Genomic DNA, 14,671 nt, shown 5'->3' on the forward strand with positions numbered 1-14,671 from the left:
GGAGAGTTATGGACCTGGTGATCGATCCGCCGCAAGCTGTAGGCTCCATCCGGATCGGCATGCCGTTTGAGGAAGCCCTTCAACTGGTGCGAGGCATCGAAGGGTTCCGGCTGCAGGCGCCAACGGGTGGCTACATGTCACCTGGGTTTGCACATTTCGATTCTGGAATGTCGATTTCGATCGGCGCGGATCGCAGCGGTGCGGTGGAGGCGATCGAGGTTTACCGGCCCAAACAAGGGGTCAATGTCTTCTTTCGAAATATCGAAATCTTCGCCGAGGAAGCCGATGAGGTGATTCGCTTGCTGGCGGGTGAGGCTGAGGTGGTTGTCGAAGACAACGGTTTGAGGGTTGTTGCGCCGCAGCTTTTGCTCGTTTTGGCGAGAGACGTTCTGCCTGGTGGTGGAGACGCTGAGAGTGGACGGCACTTCGAATCTGCCCTGATCGCTACACCTGGTTACTACGACGATTTGCTTTAGTTAGTCGGAATTGGCACGCAGGTGCGCTGGTGATTTGGTAAATGAAGCTGAAGGTAAGCTTAGTCAGCGGCCGTGATGGTGATGATGCATTCGCATCATCACCATCACGGCCGCGCTGAACATGATTAACGCAAGTGGTGCACCAGTTGCGGCCGTATAGCTTCTAGGGGATGGTGATAGACCTGGTGCTGTGGGGCAGGGTTGGGAAGGTGATCGAGGCTGGCCACAAGGTCGTCAAGGCGGTCGTCTCCCTGGCCACCATCATCTCGAAGGCTCAAGGGCTGCTGCGCCGGGTGGAGGGATTGACGCTCGTGCCCAGGAAGTCGCGCTGAACCAGCTGCAAAAGCTGGGTGGCAAGCCCAGCGGTGCCGGTGGTTCATGTCCACTGCACAGCTCGTGGCCGGTATGGGGGTGTTAATGGCCGACGGGTCGTCCAAACCCATCGGCGCCGAGGGGGGAAGGCCCGCTCGAGACCCGCCTCTCCAGTAGGAGTGAGATCGAGCTGGAGGTCACGGCCTCGGCTACGCAACCCGCACCCTCCGACACCCAGCCGGAGATCCTCGATCCCAGCCCAGCGCAGGGCCTGCGGGAGCGCCACCACGGATCGGACCGCGCAGACGTCGCTGGTGCGGAGGGGGAGCGTCCACAGCCGGGCGAGCTCACCGATGATCCGGCGCCTGCGGACGGGCACACCGAACCCGTGGCCGCAACACCGCCGGTCTTCGCCACCCACCACGAGGACGACATGGACGCCGCGCAGATCACGGTCACCGTGCTCGGCGGCCTGCGTGTGCACTGGCACCCCGAGCCCCACCCGGCCACGAGCTCCCTGGAGATCACCGGGACCTTGCAGCCCAGAACCCAGGAACTGCTGGTGTTTCTCGCCCTGCACCACGACGGCGTCACCCGCGACCCGCTCGTCTCGGCGCTGTGGAGCCACGACCCGCCAGCCCGACCGACCAACACCCCGCACACCGCGCTGGCACGGATGCGCACCGCACTGGCCGCCGCCACCAACGGAGCGGTAACCGACATCGTCTCGACGAGCAACGGCCGCTACCAACTCGACCCCGCGGTGGTGAGCGTCGACTACCGGCGCTTCGCTCACGCTGTCGCCGTACGCCGCGCCGCCACCACCGACCAAGCCCGAATCGACGCCCTCTGGGACGTGGTCAACGCCTACGGCGGAACACTGGCAGAAGACACGACAGCCGAGTGGATCGAATCCGGGCTCACTGTGTCTCCGCTGGCGTTCTTCGCTGCCGATGCGATCACTTTCGCTGTTTTTCCGCTGAATCTTCCGACGCCTCCGGAGGAGCTGCAGCGTTCGTAGGAGGACATGCGGTCCTACATCGAGAAGCTCGCTTCTGAGGCGGAAACCGAGTTCAGGGAGATCGGTGAAACCCTGATCAAGATAGCCGATACATATGAACGTAACGAAGAGATCGTCGAGCTTGACCTGGATCAGGTCTACTAGGTTTCGAGGGGAACCGGGGGATATGAGCAGTCCTGAAGCGTCTCACTATCCGGCGTTGATCGAAGCGTTGAACGACTCGTTCCGCCTGGCGGGTGAGGCGGTGAACCTTCTCATCGACAACTTCAACAAGGGTGTCCACAACATCAACACCAACCCGCTCATCTACGTGGCGCCGGACTTCTTCGGCGGGCTCGAGCGAGCGCTGAACAATCTGCGTGACTACGTGGACAAGTTCGCCAGGGTGATGCTGGGCTTTCTGAAGCACCACGCCCCGATCATCGGGTTGATCCAGGCCAGCTTCGACTGGCTCACCGTGATGCAGAAGCCCGTCTCGGACATCGCCGCGCGAGCGGGAGACCAGAGCGAGAACAAGAGCTTCGGCCAGTGGACCGGTCCCGCTGCCACGTACTACAACTCGCAGGTGCTTGCCCGGCAGCAGAAGGCAGCAAGTGGCTGACGCAGGTCGCCCAGACGAACATCAAGCTGCTCAACACCTACGCGGACAGGATCGGCAACTTCGTCGCCAAAGCCGTCTCGGCGCTGACCTCCGCGGGCACGATCATCGGTGCGCTGGAAGCGATCGGCGACGCCGCCGAGATCTGTGGGGAACTGGTCGCATCCGCTGTGACGGTCTTCGGTGACAGCGTGGAGTACTACACCAACACCGTCGGATTCATGCGAGACATGCTCAGCACGCGCACCAGCAACGGAGCGTTTCCCAACGAAGCATGGCCCCAGGCGGTGACCTGAGAACATGCTGGACAAGGAACTGAGCAGCCTGAAGCTGGCCGAGCTTCACCTACCGCCGATCGCCGCGACCAGAATGTCGCCACCTCCGGAGCTTCCCTCCGCGCCGGCCGACGCCTACAAGGCGAGCGACGCCTCAAGGTCGCTGTGGGTCATCGTGGACCCGAACGGAAAAGTGCTGCGGTTCGACGTGAGCAGCAGCTGGCAGTCACGGCTGCCCGTCGCAGAGTTCGGGCAGGCACTGATGATGACCTACCTCGACGCGGTGCGCATCGCCGCCACGGTCGAGCGCCAAGCGCGTCGGGATCGCCGCGAGGATCCCGAGCCGGTCAGCTTTCAGAGCTGGTCCAGCATGCCCGACATGGACACGTGGCTGGCTCAGATCAGGGAAGAGCAGTCTACCATCGGCCGGCAGTTGCGCGAAGCCTGCGAGAACGCGGACAGGGTGTCACACGAGGTGACGGCTTTACGCAGCCCGTATGGCCTTGTGACACTGCAGATCCGCAACGGAGCATTGGTCGGCCTGACGGCGAACACCGCTGCGATCTCGCAGGCTGGCGTCGGACAACTGCAGCAGGACCTGTGGGAGGTGTTCGGCGATGCCGGGCTCACCTCAGATCGAGGTACGGCCCCGGTGAGCCCGCCCCGGCGTCGTTCGCGTGCCCAGGAGGATCCGGAAGAGGACTTGTGGAAAGGGCTGGGGGCGCAGTGAACCGATCCGCAGGGATCGTGGGTGCGGTTGTGTTCGCGTTGAGTGTGACGGCGTGCACCGCTGACGGCACGGTGATCGGCAGGCCGGAAAGCATGTCGATCGCGCCGCCGACGTCCACCACACCGTCCACGCTCGTGCAGGCCAAGTACACAGCACTCCCAACCTGTCGGCAGGTAACGGACAAGGTGACGGGCCTGCCGCCGTTGCGGTCAGGCAACGAGAAGCCTTCAGCGTCCGACATGCTCACCGGTCGCGAGTTCCAGCGCATACCCGACTGGCCGCGGGTGAACTTGCAAGTGTCGGCCTGGCGAGACGACGTTGGTGACATCTCGTATCCGGCCAGTGCCGGCCGAGGCGCGCTCAAGGCGCGCGAAGCCTACGACGCGCCCTCCAAGCCGGGCTCCGACCCGGCCGACGACGGCACTGCCGAGGACGTGCAGGTCGGCGAGAAGGCGAAGTGGCTGACACCGAAGGACAACGGCAGCTGCACCCTGATGATCCTCGATCAGAACGCCGTGCTGCATCTTGAGTACAAGCCCGCCGACAAACCGGCGCCGAGGTCACAGGAGTGCCGAGGGCCGCTACGTGAACTCGCGAAGTCGTTCTACAACGCAGTCCAGACGCAGTAAGCGCCGCGAAGACTCCAACCGAGACCACGGCCATCGACTCCTCTGCCACGGCGATCTACCTGGTGTGAAGCAAACGAGCGCTTGAATTGCCAACGGTTCTCTCGACGCCAGCCAAGCACGTCACACCCGCAGGCAAGCGGAAATGCCGTGTCCCGACGGGCGATTCCCGTTGGGACACGGCATGACCTGACACAGACGCGGGCTAACTGATCGGGACCGGAATCGCCGTCCGTTCCGTCAGAGCTAGGGCGAAACGCTTCGGCTTGTCGTTGGTCTGCGCGGCTGTACCGTTCGCGACCAGCTTGTCAGTGCGTTGCTCACCGCGCCCGATGACTTCCCGTCCAGGGCCTTCGCGATCGCGGCAGGACCGAACTCCTCGCCGGGGTGGTCATGCAGGTAGTCCTCGACCATTCCGAGCAATGCACTGGCTGCCAGCCGCGCGGTCATCTGTTTGATCAACTTCGCCACACGTTCCGTCGTCGTGCTGCGACCGCCATCGACGGCTTCAGGAGCGCTCACCTCGGCGACGACAGGTTCTGCCTCAACAGCGTCGATCGCTACGGAGTTGATCGGATCCTGTGCCTCGTCAGCTGCCGTGTCTGTGAGGTCGACGCTGTCTTCCTCAGCAACCGTGATGCTGCCGAAATCGGTGATGACCCACAGGTCGGCAGCACGCCGACCACCCTCGGCGATCCCAGGGGTACGGGTGACGGCGCCATCCGATGCCCATTTCGCGAGGATCTTCGGTGCGGTTGACTTTCCGATCTGCGCCAACAGTGACAGGTCGGCGGCGGTGCTGTTCGGGTTGGCGTGCAACGCCTTCCAGAGCTTGTCTTCGGTGTCCGTGCGGAGGTTCGCGGCAACGGTCTGGTCGGGAACCGACCGCAGCGTCGTGGCGGATCCCGTCGTGTTAGCAGTGGTGCGGGGGTGTACGGGTCTTGCTGGGCATGACGTCCCTCGATTCGTGTACGTGATCGCAATGATGTGGTCATGCCCCGGCTGGAGCGGGTTGTGGCCCCCGGTGCGCTGCCGGAGTGTTCGGGCTACACGACTATGGACGCTTCCTTCGGTCCCTGAAGTCAAGCGGTTGCGGACCAAGGCATCCGTCTGGTGTGGATGGTTGTCGATCTGCGACGCCAGGCCGCTTGGTCCGTGTCGCTTCGGTCCCCACACGGGTTCATCCGCTGTTGCATCGCACAGCGCTCATTGACAACGGTGCGCCGACGAAACATCTATACATGTGGACACGCGATCACAGCTCGAATCCCAAGGCATGTATGGGAAATGGCCAAGGATCGCGCCAACCGAACCGAGTCAGGAGGCTGGCATGACATCCACTTTTCACAACGAGATCAGATTCGGCGACATCAACTACAGACTCTGCGCAACGCGGATTCCGAAGGCTCACTGGTGATCGACCTGCTTGGAGCGGCACTGTCGGCTCCGCACAGGCTCGGCCGTGCGCACCTCCGCTGCTTCTTGATGCCGACCGGTAACGCCGCGAAGCGTTTGGTGTGTCGGCGGCCTGGTCTTCGAAGCAGTGCGCTGACATCGGCAACGGCGTCGGCGTGCACGGGGAGAGTGGCAAAACCTGATGAGCGACTACAAATTCCCGGATGCGCCGAAGATCGAGGCTGCGTATCGGAAAGCGTACAAGGCTCTTGAATCCCTCTTTCCTGGAAAAAAATCGTCGATACCGAGGAAAGAGCGTCATTTTTGAACGTGCTGACAGAACCGCGGTCGAACTCGCAGACCTCGTGACCGTGGCGCAGTTGGGCTCGCGCGTCTCACCGCAAGGACTGCGTCAGGACGGCGACTGGCAGCCGATCATCGCTGGCCTTGATCTGGACGATGGCCCACACGACTTCGGCGCCGACCTCAACGCGACCACATATGAAGGTCCGGCCGGTCGCTGGGCAGGTAGCGCTCTTGATTGTGCTGCATTGGTCTACAAGCGAGCGTGCAGGTGGGACTTCCCGCCAGGAGAGGCGGGCGTGTCGCTGCTGATGCTGGCTCCGACACGCGCTGTCGGTGGCGACGAACCGTGACTCTACAGCGGCTACATCGTCGACTTCGTAATCCTGTACGACCGCGACGACGACGGCTCCTATGAGTCAGTGGGCCATATCTGGACTGCGGCGGCATGGCAGCGCCAGGGGATCGCGCGGCGGCTGCTGACTGAGGCGAGGTCACGATTCCCGGTCACGAGAGTCGAGGAGCCGTATACCGACAACGGTAAGGCGTTTCTGGCCGCATGCCCAGAATAGAGGCTTGGCCTCAGGACTGCCTCACGCAGTTCGAGATGAGGGACGCGTAGCGGCAAGGTTGCGCCCGATCGGATCGGTGCGCACAACGGCGCCGGGTTCGGGGGCGTTCACCATGTGGGTGGATGAGATGGCGAGACCGACGTGAGTGATAGCCCCTGGCGAACGGCACTAGCTTCTTCGTCGAGCAAATGGCGAGCACGGGTGGCCCAGTCTGCGTCGATGCGGAAGCTGTCGCCGCGGAAGCGCGGAAAGACGTGCAGATGGAAGTGGAAGATCTCCTGGAAGGCGGCTTCTCCGTCGGCGAGGAACACGTTGACGCCCTCGCAGCGCAGGCCAGAGCGTCGAAGGGCGCGGCCGACGCGGTGGCCGATCCTCCAGACGTGTGTGCTCGTCTCCTCGTCCAGGTCTTCCAGCCCGATGGCATGCAGACGTGGCACTATGAGGACGTGCCCCGGCGTCACCGCGCCGAGGTCCATGAACGCAACGACTCGATCATCTGCGTACGCCACGCTCGCCTCGGCCTCTCCGGCGACAATGGCGCAGAAGACGCATTTCTCTGGCCTCTGGTCATTCACGTGCAAAGCGTTGCAGCTGCGTCCTGGGCGACGCGAGCGAGTTTCTCTCAGGTCTGAACGCACGGTCACGACGTGGCTGGCTGCAGTGATCGTGTGTCCGGCCTCGGCTGACTCGCCGCGTCCGGGCACCGAGAGCCACCGGGCGCGGGTATCTTCACCGGATGACGGACGTCCGCAACTTCCGGAACGCCTGTTACGAAGCTGCGCGCCGCACTGGCGGCAATGTGATCGAGTTCCGCCTTGCCGGCGACGTGACACCCAACTTCCACCAGGGGCTTATCGCCTACCGCGAGCGTACGGTCGCCGTCGCCTGCACGCGCGACTCAGCGGTGCTGGCCCTCGCAGAGCCCCGGACCATCGACTTTGTCGACGGCGTCGGGGAGTCGGGCCCGCTGACGTTTGTCGACGCCCCTGAGTTGGTGGCTGTACTGGCCGCGCTGCTGCCGGGGTCTCAGGTGCGCACCCCGTCCGAGCTGAACGGCCCGTTCGACGCCACGACTTGGCCCCATATCTCGTCAAACGACATCACGCACTGGCGGCCCGGCACCCTCGGCGAAGCGCTCTTCAACTACTGGGACTGAAAAACCCGCAACCTCTCATGCTCCGATTGTCGTCACGCACCGCACTGACATCGCGGCCAGATAGCCTCCCTGCAAAGTGGCCGCCTGCGGGGGATCCGACTGGCCACCGACAGGCGGCAGGCTCCTCGGCGGAGCAGCGGTAGCATCAACGTTTTCGCACGTCAGCTGGCAGTTGCGTCCTCTTTGTGTGCAGCAAGGATGCTGGACCCAGACCGGTGAACGTGGTGGACTCGGTGCGTGACGCAGCGGGCGGATGTCCTTCGCATCCTGGCAAAATCTCCAGCCGGAATGACTGATGCCGAGATCGTGCGAGAACTTGTCCGGTTGCATCCTCGCGCAACGCATCAAACCGTCAACCAGATCTGTCGCCAGCTGGCCGTGGAAGGCCTGATCGCGCGAGACGGCGCCGACCGTCCCATCCTCAATCGGCTACGCGACGGCATCCAGCAGGTTCCTCGTGAGCCGGTGCCGGTGCCTGCCACCTCGCCCAAGGCGTGGCCCTGGGAAGGTGCGGTCCAGGAGGCCGTTGTGGGATGGCTGGAGGCGCGTGGAGCCGCGATTCGATCCCAGGTCGATACCGCGGCGCGGCAACGTGGCACTGATGTCGTTGCGTTTTGGCAGGGGTCGGTTCTGCACATCGAGGTCAAAGGTTGGCCGTCCGCCGAGTACGCGGACCCCAAGCGTGCTCACGAGACGAAGCCAACGCGACCGAGCCTGCAGGCGAGTCATTGGTTCGCTGGCGCGCTCAGCAGTGCGTTGAGGTTGCGTGAGGCGCATGCAGATGATCGCGTCGTTATGGCGTTTCCGAACAAGCAGCGGTACCGGAACCTCCACGCTGAGCGTCACGGCGTGCTCCACCAAGTGCGCATCGAAGTCTGGTACATAGACGAGTCGGGACAGATGGAATGCGATGGCGCATGAGCACTGCACGACAGATTGCCCGAGCGTGAAGTACGTATGCATCTGCAGACGGTTCGATTGGTTCAGCTGCAGAGCTCGATGCCGTTCTTGCGGTAGAAGGTGACGGGGTCGATGGTTTGGCCGCGGACTTCGATCTGGAAATGCAGGTGAGGTCCGGTGGATTGGCCTCGGTTGCCGGCTTCGCCGATGGGTTGGCCCGCGAGGACGGTCTGTCCTGTATGGACGTGGTTGCGGTTGTTGTGTCCGTAGGTGCTGATGGTTCCGTGGGAGTGTTGGATGCGGATCCAGAGGCCGTATCCGCTGGCAGCTCCGGCGTCGATCACCAGGCCGTCGCCGACTGCGACGATGGTGGTGCCGATGGGTGCGCGAGCGGTCGTCATTCGCCGACGAAGGTCTGCACGCTTGTGGCTACATGTTCGATCTGCCGGCGCAGACACCGCTGGGCGCCCCTCGTCATCTTCTTCGGCTACTCCGAAGCGGAACAGTGGCCCAAAGCGTGGCTGTGTCCCATGTGTCATTCGCGATGGCATCGAATGATGCGACAGGCCAGGGGATGGAAGCTCGCCGAGGGCGAGATCGCAGCGGAGCTCATGGACTATGCGCGGCAGCGCGGACCTGCTGAACAACAGAGCCACGAATGCGTCGTCGACCTACGCACCGTACTTGCCTTATGGCCAGACATCATGACGGCTGTGCGGGCACGGAGCCGGACGATCGAAATGATGCTGGAATCTGCTTAAGCGCACGCGATAGGAGGACAGACGATCGTGATCCGAGTTCGGGCTGGCGCGATCGCAAATTGACTCGGCGAGGACCGAAACGCCGCCGTCATCGAGGACGCTCTGGCCGAAATTCTCGGAGGAACGTGGTCGGTCATATGGGACTTCGACACGCGCTTCACACCTGATGCCGCCCGCCCAACTCCTGAGCACCGTCGACCCACCGAACCGTGAGCACGGCATGCGGTGGCACCGGCCAGCGGCTTGGCCGCTGTACCGGAACCACCGCGACGGACCTAGTAGCCGGAACCGAGATGTTCGAAGTCGCCAAACGGCGACGGTTGCCAGCCGACCCCCGGCACGACCCACTTGTGCACGAGGTCGCCTCCCGTGCCCTGCCCGAAGATGTCGAGCTGGCCGTTGGCTTGCTGGATCAGCGAAGGCTCGCTGGCCAGGCCAGTGCCGAGACGTTCAGGTTCACCGAAGGCTGAAGGTTGCCAGCCGACACCGGACACGAACCACTTGTGCCAGAGATCGTTCGCGCTACCGCGGCCGAAGATGTCGAGCTGCCCGTTGGCCTGCTGGAGCACAACCGGTTCACTCGCCAAGCCGCCACCAAGCCGTTCAAAGTCACCGAAGGGAGACGGCTGCCAGCCGACGCCGCTGACGAGCCACTTGTGCATCAGATCGCCCGCAGGTCCTCGACCGAACACATGCAGCTGACCGTTCGCCAGCTGAGTCACGGACACGTCGCTGGCCAGGCCGCCACCGAGCCGCTCGAAGTCCCCAAACGGCGACGGCTGCCAGCCCGCACCGTCCACCATCCACTTGTGGAGCAAATCACCGTTCGTGCCGCGCGCGAAGACGTCCAGCTGACCATTGGTTTGCACGAGCGCAACCGGATCACCACCCAGGCCGCCGGCCAGCCGTTCAAAGTCGCCGTACGGCGATGGCCCCCATCCGACACCGTCGACCATCCACTTGTGCAGGAGATCCCCGTTGATGCCGCGGGCGAAGACGTCGAGAGTCCCGTTGGGACCGATGATGGCGATCGGATCGCCGCCGAGCCCGGTGCCGAGGCGTTCGAAGTCCCCGTAGGGCGACGGTTGCCAGCCGACGCCGGGAGTGAGCCACTTGTGCAGCAGATCTCCGTTGGTGCCGCGGGCGAAGACATCGAGAATCCCGTTGGGGCGCCGGATCGCGGTCGGCTCACCGCCGAGCCCGGTGCCGAGGTGCTCGAAGTCGCCGAACGCGGACGGTTGCCACCCGGCGCCGGGAACGAACCACTTGTGCACCAGATCATCCGTGGGCCCTCGGCCGTACACCTCCAGGTAGCTGCTCGGGCCGAACACTACGCTGCTGCTGCGACGCGGCGACGGCTGCGCGGGCGGCGGGTTGTTCGGAGCCGACGCTACGTCCTTGAAGTGGATGAACCCGGTCGGGTAATAGCCGCCCGGCGTCATCTTCTTCCAGTGGAAGTCGCCGCCCCAGTTGTCCTCGGACGCGAGGATGTAACCCGAGCCGACTTCCTCGACGTAGGCCACGTGCCCAGTCGAGCCTGAACCGCCAGAGTTGGCCGCCCACCACGCAATTGCACCCACCGCTGGAGTCGAGTTGACGGTAACACCATGGGCTTGTGCCTGGGATCCCCACTCGTAAGCCATCCCGTGGCCGCGTAGGTAGCTGGCATCGGCGCCATTGCGGACGAGGCGGTAGGCGGCGTAGTTGGTGCAGTTGTGGCCGGCGTACATGCCCCAGTACGACGTGCCGCTGTTCGCGCTGTAGTCGCCGTTGCCGCGTCCGGCGTTGGCACATCCCGCATACCCACTGCACAACGTTGTCGACGCTGCCGATGCGGCGGGCGCAACGAGCGCTACACCCAGTATCAGGGCGACCAGGGGCGCTAGCCGTCTTCGCAAGGTGAGATGGATGCGCATGAACGGTTCCTCCTTGGCGGTGGTGAGGGTGGTATGTCGAGGAGCGCTCCGCGCCGGTTAGCGCGGTCGTGCTGGATCACGTGGACCGCTCAAACGAAGGTCTTGCAAGGCGACACTCGGTGAGCCGACCAGTGGCCATTGGCGCGGCTGGACCACTGCCGTGATGGAGCGGCGCGACGGCGGTGGTGTCCGGCAGGTGTCGCGCTTGCCTGTCTGAGTGGGCGTAATGCCCGGACGCTTCGCTACATGACGAACCGGTCAGACGGTCCGGCGTAGCCGGCAAGGGTCGCCCAGTGCGCCCACCACGTCGAGTAGCCCGTCGCGCTGTCGAGGACGTGCGCTTCCAGCCTGCCCGACCCTGTAGGTCCGGTGCTGACGACGACCAGATCGGCGCGGCTGTCTCCGTTGACGTCGCCTAGCACGAACCTGTCCGATGGCGCGGCGTAGCCGGCTGTGGTTGCCCAGTGTGCGTACCAGGTCGAGTAGCCGGTGGCGGCGTCGAGAACATGCGCTTCGAGCCGGCCTGAACCGGTGGAGCCAACTCCCACGATCACGAGATCCGCACGGCCGTCGCCGTTCACATCACCGAGAAGGTGCCTGCCGTTGGGGCCATCGGTGTATCCCGATGCGGTCGCCCAGTGTGCGTACCAAGTGGAATATCCGGTCGCGGCGTCGAGGACGTGCGCTTCGGTGCGGCCCGACCCGGTTGGTCCGGTGCCGACGATGACGAGGTCGGCGCGGCCATCGCCGTTGACGTCACCGAGGAGGTGTCTGTCGTTGGGACCGTTGCTGTACCCGGCGGCGGTCGTCCAATGAGCCAGCCAGGTCGAATAGTTGGTCGCGCCGTCGAGGACGTGCGCCTCGGTCCGGCCTGAACCTGTCGGCCCGGTACCGACGATGACCAGATCCGGCTTCCCATCACCGTTGACGTCGCCGAGCAGGTGCCTGTCGTTGGGACCGTCGCTGTACCCGGCAGCTGTCGCCCAGTGCGAGTACCACGTCGAGTACCCGGTGGCTGCATCGAGGACGTGTGCCTCGGTGCGACCGGAACCGGTGGGCCCGGTGCTAACGGCAACGAGGTCGGCGCGGCCGTCGCCGGTGACGTCCCGCTGGCCCATGTCCTTGAAATGGATGAATCCGGTCGGGTAGTAACCGCCCGGCGTCATCTTCTTCCAGTGGAAGTTGCCGCCCCAGTTGTCCTCGGACACCACGATGTAGCCGGGGCCAACCTCCTCGACATAGGCGACGTGTCCCGTAGAGCCCGAGCCACCGGAGTTTGCGGCCCACCAGGCGATGGCACCGACCGCGGGCGTCGAGTTCACCGGCACGCCGTACTGCGCGGCCCGAGATCCCCACTGATAGGCCATGCCGTGGCCCTGCAGGTAACTTGCGTTGGCGCCGTTGCGTTGGAGCCGGTACGCCGCGTAGTTCGTGCAGTTATGACCGGGCTCCATGCCCCAGTACCTGGTACCGCTATTCGCGCCGTAGCCGCCGTCGCCGCGGCCGGTGCTCGCGCATCCCGCGTACCCGGTGCAGAGGGTGGCGGACACGGCCGAGGCGACGGGTGCAACCAGCCCGGCGAGCAGTACCAGGATGGCTAGCAGCACGAAACGTCTTCGCAGGGAGGCCAAGATCGACACGATTGACTCCTTTGTCGCGGAGTGGCCTGTGGTCTGTCGCGCGGTTATGTCTCGCAGTTAGCCAATCCGCCTGCAACCACACGGAACGCTCAGCGGAAAGTCCTATACGCAGACGCACGGTGGCTGCATGTCCTCAATGCTCACCCCAATGTCCTCGAATGCGTGCACGGGGCCGATCGCGGATGCATCAATAACCGTCCATATAGGAATTTTCCACCCGCTCAGGCATAAAAGTGTTCTGTCACAATCGATTCCAATGAGCCGATAGATCCTGCATGGGTCGATCAACAGATCCACGGCAGACAGACCGACAGCAGCGACTACCGACATCGAAGACGCCTGTTCGGGATGGCGGGAGTGATCGCGTTCCTCGCCGCGTTGCTGATCCCAGCCTCGGCACAGGCACTGGGCGACGTCTACCCGTGGCCCAACGCGGCTATGAACCAGCTCTCACCCTGAACTTCAACTACCGCAACTGCACCGACTACGCCGCACGGACGCTCAACCGGCAGCTCGGCGGGACGACCACCGACATCCGATGCAACTGGAGCAGCATCCAGTCAGGTAACAGCGATCACGCCAAGGACTGGCGGCAAGGAGCGATCAACCGGGGCAAACCGGTCGACAACATGCCGAAGCGTGGCGCTGTCGCCTGGTGGGGAGCCAGCCACGGCGGCGGGTATGGACACGCGATCGTCGCCGAGGTGCGCGACGGCGGGAACACCGTTGTCGTCCACGAGTACAACGGCAGCAACACCGGAAGGTTCGGAACCCGCACGCTCATGCGGTCCGGCGAGTGGCCTCAGGCGTCCCTGCACATAGCCGACCTGCCTGACGCGCCGCTCGCCGGTCCAGCCGCGCCCGGCGCGATCACCGTACTCACGCACGGGTCGCGAGTGAACCTGTCCTGGGGTGCGTCGGCAGGCACAGCCGACTACCAGGTATATCGCGATGGCCTGCTCGTCGCGACCGTGGGTGGCACCACCCACCTCGACGCGCACGTGTTACTGGGCCAGTCATACAACTACACCGTCGTCGCACGGAACTCGGCGGGCATTTCGCCAGGAACGGTCAAGCGGATCTCCACCAACTTCGAGGCCGCGGACCGAGCTTATCTGCCCACAAAGGACGGTCCAGCGCAGTGCGGCCGCGCTGGCGGGCAGCACTACCAAGCGCTCGTCTGCACCATGCATACCTCGACCGGCTGGTCGTCCGTGTCGACAGGGCACGGCGACTGGGAATACCTCGCTGATCGGAGATGGCTGCCCAACCGCGACGGGACCGTGTCGTACTGCCGCCGCGTCGGCGCGGGCGGCCAGATCATGTGCGACCGGTTCGACGGTGTCACGTGGACGAGCTCCACGTCACCCAACGTGGACGTCGGCTACCCGGAGGACCGCGCGGTGCTCGCCACCAAGGACGGCCCGGTGCTGTGCGGTCGCGCTGGTGGGGACAACTACCAGGTGCTCGTCTGCACGGTGCTCACCTCGACCGGCTGGAGATCGGTGTATTCGGGCGGCGGCGGCTGGGGCTACCCGGCTGACAGGTCGTGGCTGGTGAATCGCGACGGCACGGTGTCGTATTGCGCCAGGGTCGGCGATGGCGGTCAGGTGCGTTGCGACCGGTTCGACGGCACGATGTGGACGAGCTCCACATCACCACAGGTCGACGTCGGCTATCCCGACAACCGCACCTACCTCGCCACGAAGGACGGGCCGGCGTTGTGCGGTCGTGCGGGTGGTCAGGAGTGGCAGGTGCTGGTGTGCACGGTGCTGACGCCGAACGGGTGGACATCCGTGACCTCTGGACGTGGTGATTGGGGCTACGGCTCAGACCGAGCCTGGCTCACCAACAACGACGGCAGCGTGTCCTACTGCCGTCGAGTGGGAACTGGTGGCAATGGGCTGGTAACGGCCTGGGACGGCGGTGATCGGGGTCAGTGCGGGCCAGAGCGCGTCCTTTGAGCTCGAGGTCGGCGTGGACGTAGGTT

General features: G+C 64.4%; 18 protein-coding genes. 13 read left to right on the top strand and 5 right to left on the bottom strand.

Annotated features, from left to right (window positions below; all coding sequences use genetic code 11):
* Positions 1–8: 8 nt before the first annotated feature.
* The 8 genes from IEY88_RS16580 to IEY88_RS16615 all read left to right on the top strand — a co-directional run bounded on the left by IEY88_RS16580 (position 9) and on the right by IEY88_RS16615 (position 4,041).
* Positions 9–476: a hypothetical protein gene (locus IEY88_RS16580; protein ID WP_189155654.1), complete on the top strand. Its 468-nt coding sequence runs from the start codon at positions 9–11 to the stop codon at positions 474–476.
* A gap of 170 nt (positions 477–646) precedes the next feature.
* Positions 647–808 (top strand): hypothetical protein, encoded by a 162-nt coding sequence (locus IEY88_RS16585; RefSeq protein ID WP_189155655.1) that lies wholly within the window; start codon positions 647–649, stop codon positions 806–808.
* A 413-nt stretch (positions 809–1,221) separates the two neighbouring features.
* On the top strand, positions 1,222–1,809 hold the full coding sequence (locus IEY88_RS16590; RefSeq protein WP_189155656.1) for an AfsR/SARP family transcriptional regulator: 588 nt from the start codon (positions 1,222–1,224) through the stop codon (positions 1,807–1,809).
* Between the two features lie 6 nt (positions 1,810–1,815).
* Positions 1,816–1,953 (top strand): hypothetical protein, encoded by a 138-nt coding sequence (locus tag IEY88_RS16595; RefSeq protein WP_189155657.1) that lies wholly within the window; start codon positions 1,816–1,818, stop codon positions 1,951–1,953.
* Positions 1,954–2,008: 55 nt separating this feature from the next.
* Positions 2,009–2,410, top strand: coding sequence for a hypothetical protein (locus IEY88_RS16600; protein WP_189155658.1), 402 nt, complete (start codon positions 2,009–2,011; stop codon positions 2,408–2,410).
* Entirely contained in the window at positions 2,338–2,703 is a 366-nt protein-coding gene (locus IEY88_RS16605; RefSeq protein WP_189155659.1) for a hypothetical protein, read from the top strand. Before IEY88_RS16600 ends, IEY88_RS16605 begins: the two co-directional genes overlap by 73 nt.
* Before the next feature lie 4 nt (positions 2,704–2,707).
* Positions 2,708–3,412, top strand: coding sequence for a hypothetical protein (locus IEY88_RS16610; RefSeq protein WP_189155660.1), 705 nt, complete (start codon positions 2,708–2,710; stop codon positions 3,410–3,412).
* 92 nt (positions 3,413–3,504) lie between these two features.
* A complete protein-coding gene (locus IEY88_RS16615) occupies positions 3,505–4,041 on the top strand; it encodes a hypothetical protein (RefSeq protein WP_189155661.1) in 537 nt (178 codons plus the stop codon).
* Between the two features lie 243 nt (positions 4,042–4,284).
* On the opposite strand, the gene IEY88_RS16620 is transcribed toward IEY88_RS16615, so the two are convergent.
* Positions 4,285–4,857 carry a hypothetical protein gene (locus IEY88_RS16620; protein WP_229693448.1) on the bottom strand — a complete coding sequence of 191 codons (573 nt, stop codon included), beginning with the start codon at positions 4,855–4,857 and terminating at the stop codon, positions 4,285–4,287.
* An 845-nt stretch (positions 4,858–5,702) separates the two neighbouring features.
* On the opposite strand from IEY88_RS16620, the gene IEY88_RS16625 reads away from it, so the two are divergent.
* Together IEY88_RS16625 and IEY88_RS45495 are read left to right on the top strand one after the other, a co-directional pair.
* Positions 5,703–6,089, top strand: a complete 387-nt coding sequence (locus IEY88_RS16625) for a hypothetical protein (RefSeq protein WP_189155662.1) — start codon at positions 5,703–5,705, stop codon at positions 6,087–6,089.
* A 69-nt stretch (positions 6,090–6,158) separates the two neighbouring features.
* Positions 6,159–6,308, top strand: coding sequence for a hypothetical protein (locus tag IEY88_RS45495; protein WP_189155663.1), 150 nt, complete (start codon positions 6,159–6,161; stop codon positions 6,306–6,308).
* 107 nt (positions 6,309–6,415) lie between these two features.
* On the opposite strand, the gene IEY88_RS16635 is transcribed toward IEY88_RS45495, so the two are convergent.
* Positions 6,416–6,883: an HIT family protein gene (locus IEY88_RS16635; RefSeq protein ID WP_189155664.1), complete on the bottom strand. Its 468-nt coding sequence runs from the start codon at positions 6,881–6,883 to the stop codon at positions 6,416–6,418.
* A gap of 161 nt (positions 6,884–7,044) precedes the next feature.
* On the opposite strand from IEY88_RS16635, the gene IEY88_RS16640 reads away from it, so the two are divergent.
* Together IEY88_RS16640 and IEY88_RS16645 are read left to right on the top strand one after the other, a co-directional pair.
* Positions 7,045–7,464 (top strand): hypothetical protein, encoded by a 420-nt coding sequence (locus IEY88_RS16640; RefSeq protein WP_189155665.1) that lies wholly within the window; start codon positions 7,045–7,047, stop codon positions 7,462–7,464.
* A 237-nt stretch (positions 7,465–7,701) separates the two neighbouring features.
* Positions 7,702–8,385, top strand: coding sequence for a MarR family transcriptional regulator (locus tag IEY88_RS16645; protein ID WP_189155666.1), 684 nt, complete (start codon positions 7,702–7,704; stop codon positions 8,383–8,385).
* Positions 8,386–8,447: 62 nt separating this feature from the next.
* On the opposite strand, the gene IEY88_RS16650 is transcribed toward IEY88_RS16645, so the two are convergent.
* The 3 genes from IEY88_RS16650 to IEY88_RS16660 all read right to left on the bottom strand — a co-directional run bounded on the left by IEY88_RS16650 (position 8,448) and on the right by IEY88_RS16660 (position 12,681).
* Positions 8,448–8,765, bottom strand: coding sequence for a M23 family metallopeptidase (locus tag IEY88_RS16650; RefSeq protein WP_229693449.1), 318 nt, complete (start codon positions 8,763–8,765; stop codon positions 8,448–8,450).
* A gap of 635 nt (positions 8,766–9,400) precedes the next feature.
* Positions 9,401–11,041 (bottom strand): DUF8189 domain-containing protein, encoded by a 1,641-nt coding sequence (locus IEY88_RS45280; RefSeq protein ID WP_189155667.1) that lies wholly within the window; start codon positions 11,039–11,041, stop codon positions 9,401–9,403.
* A 242-nt stretch (positions 11,042–11,283) separates the two neighbouring features.
* Positions 11,284–12,681: an FG-GAP-like repeat-containing protein gene (locus tag IEY88_RS16660; RefSeq protein ID WP_189155668.1), complete on the bottom strand. Its 1,398-nt coding sequence runs from the start codon at positions 12,679–12,681 to the stop codon at positions 11,284–11,286.
* Positions 12,682–13,103: 422 nt separating this feature from the next.
* Here IEY88_RS16660 and IEY88_RS16665 point away from each other — a divergent pair, with 422 nt between their 5' ends.
* Positions 13,104–14,645, top strand: a complete 1,542-nt coding sequence (locus IEY88_RS16665; RefSeq protein WP_189155669.1) for a CHAP domain-containing protein — start codon at positions 13,104–13,106, stop codon at positions 14,643–14,645.
* Positions 14,646–14,671 lie beyond the last annotated feature (26 nt).

The organism is Lentzea pudingi (genome assembly GCF_014646255.1).
In the GTDB taxonomy this organism is placed as follows: domain Bacteria; phylum Actinomycetota; class Actinomycetes; order Mycobacteriales; family Pseudonocardiaceae; genus Lentzea; species Lentzea pudingi.

What these genes read in the sequence shown, in the direction of transcription:
- IEY88_RS16650 (WP_229693449.1), bottom strand. Translation starts at nt 8,765, where the DNA reads ATGACGACCGCTCGCGCACCCATCGGCACCACCATCGTCGCAGTCGGC.
- IEY88_RS16590 (WP_189155656.1), top strand. Translation starts at nt 1,222, where the DNA reads ATGGACGCCGCGCAGATCACGGTCACCGTGCTCGGCGGCCTGCGTGTG.
- IEY88_RS45280 (WP_189155667.1), bottom strand. Translation starts at nt 11,041, where the DNA reads ATGCGCATCCATCTCACCTTGCGAAGACGGCTAGCGCCCCTGGTCGCC.
- IEY88_RS16580 (WP_189155654.1), top strand. Translation starts at nt 9, where the DNA reads ATGGACCTGGTGATCGATCCGCCGCAAGCTGTAGGCTCCATCCGGATC.
- IEY88_RS16595 (WP_189155657.1), top strand. Translation starts at nt 1,816, where the DNA reads ATGCGGTCCTACATCGAGAAGCTCGCTTCTGAGGCGGAAACCGAGTTC.
- IEY88_RS16610 (WP_189155660.1), top strand. Translation starts at nt 2,708, where the DNA reads ATGCTGGACAAGGAACTGAGCAGCCTGAAGCTGGCCGAGCTTCACCTA.
- IEY88_RS16615 (WP_189155661.1), top strand. Translation starts at nt 3,505, where the DNA reads ATGTCGATCGCGCCGCCGACGTCCACCACACCGTCCACGCTCGTGCAG.
- IEY88_RS16585 (WP_189155655.1), top strand. Translation starts at nt 647, where the DNA reads ATGGTGATAGACCTGGTGCTGTGGGGCAGGGTTGGGAAGGTGATCGAG.
- IEY88_RS16640 (WP_189155665.1), top strand. Translation starts at nt 7,045, where the DNA reads ATGACGGACGTCCGCAACTTCCGGAACGCCTGTTACGAAGCTGCGCGC.